2 protein-coding genes are annotated in these 1,100 nt (G+C 76.5%); both read left to right on the plus strand.

All coding sequences use genetic code 11. The features are described 5' to 3' along the window. Nucleotides 1–156: 156 nt before the first annotated feature. Complete coding sequence (locus ABTZ17_RS36850) at nt 157–378, plus strand: hypothetical protein (RefSeq protein ID WP_352200187.1); 222 nt, start codon at nt 157–159, stop codon at nt 376–378. An 84-nt stretch (nt 379–462) separates the two neighbouring features. Further along, a partial coding sequence (locus tag ABTZ17_RS36855) for a TerD family protein (protein WP_352200188.1) occupies nt 463–1,100 on the plus strand: 638 nt, incomplete at its 3' end.

Here is a 1,100-nt window from a genome sequence, read left to right on the forward strand (position 1 = left end):
GGGGCCCCGCGCCGCCGCCCCGGTCGGCTCCGCTCCGGTTCTCCGGTCCGCGCCGGACCGCGCCGCGCCGGACCGCTCCGGTGCGCTCCGCGCCGGTCGCTCCGGTCCGCGGGAATTCCGTTGCCGGACCGGCCCGCCGCGGGCGAGACTCGCCGCGTGCCGAGACCCACAGGATTCACGTACGAGCAGCGCGGCGACGGAAGCGTCGTCATCACCCACCGCGGTCGGGCCGCGGGCACCCTGCGCGGGGGCCGGGCCGGGAAGTTCCTCACCGAGGTGGAGTCCGGGGACGCCCAGCTGGTGATGGCCCGCTGGACCGGGGCCTACAAGTTCGGCAACGAACGGCAGGCCCGCGACCACCCGCGCAACCGCCGCTGACCCCCGCGCCCCGGCCCCGCACGCGGACGGGGGACGCGGCCCCGGGTAAGGGAACGGCAAAGGGACCCCGGTCGTTGAGCGGGCATGACCGCTATGACCCCTGGATCGAACCTGCCGCTGAACACCGTGCGCGTCACGGTGGACGTGGCCGCTCCGGTACGGCTCGACGTATCGGGGCTGCTGATCGCCGCGGACGGCAAGGTCCGCTCCGACGCCGACTTCATCTTCTACAACCAGCCCACCGGGCCGGGCGTCGGCTACCGCTCCGGCGGCGGGACCGCCCCGGACGCCATCGCGGTGGACACCTCCGCCGTCCCCGCCGGGATCGAGAAGATCGTCGTCACCGCCAGCCCCGACGCGGCCGGCCAGACCTTCCAGGGCATCGAGCCCACCGCCACGGTCCGCAACGCCGACGACGGCAGCGTGATCGCCACCTTCACCCCGCCGCAGCTGGGCACCGAGACCGCCCTGATCGTGGTCGAGGTGTATCTGCGCGGCGGCGTCTGGAAGGTCCGCGCCGTGGGCCAGGGGTACGCCGACGGGCTCGCCGGCATCGCCAAGGACTTCGGGGTCTCGGTGGACGAGGAGCCCGCCCCCGCGCCCGCTCCCCCGGCGCCCGTGGCCGCCGCCCCGGTCGCCCCGCCGGCCCCGCCCGCCGCGCCCCCGCAGCCCACGCGTCGCGCGGTGGCCGTGGCCGTGGCCGTGGCCGTGGCCAAGGAACA

Source organism: Streptomyces sp. NPDC097619, assembly GCF_040302735.1.
Classification (GTDB): domain Bacteria; phylum Actinomycetota; class Actinomycetes; order Streptomycetales; family Streptomycetaceae; genus Streptomyces.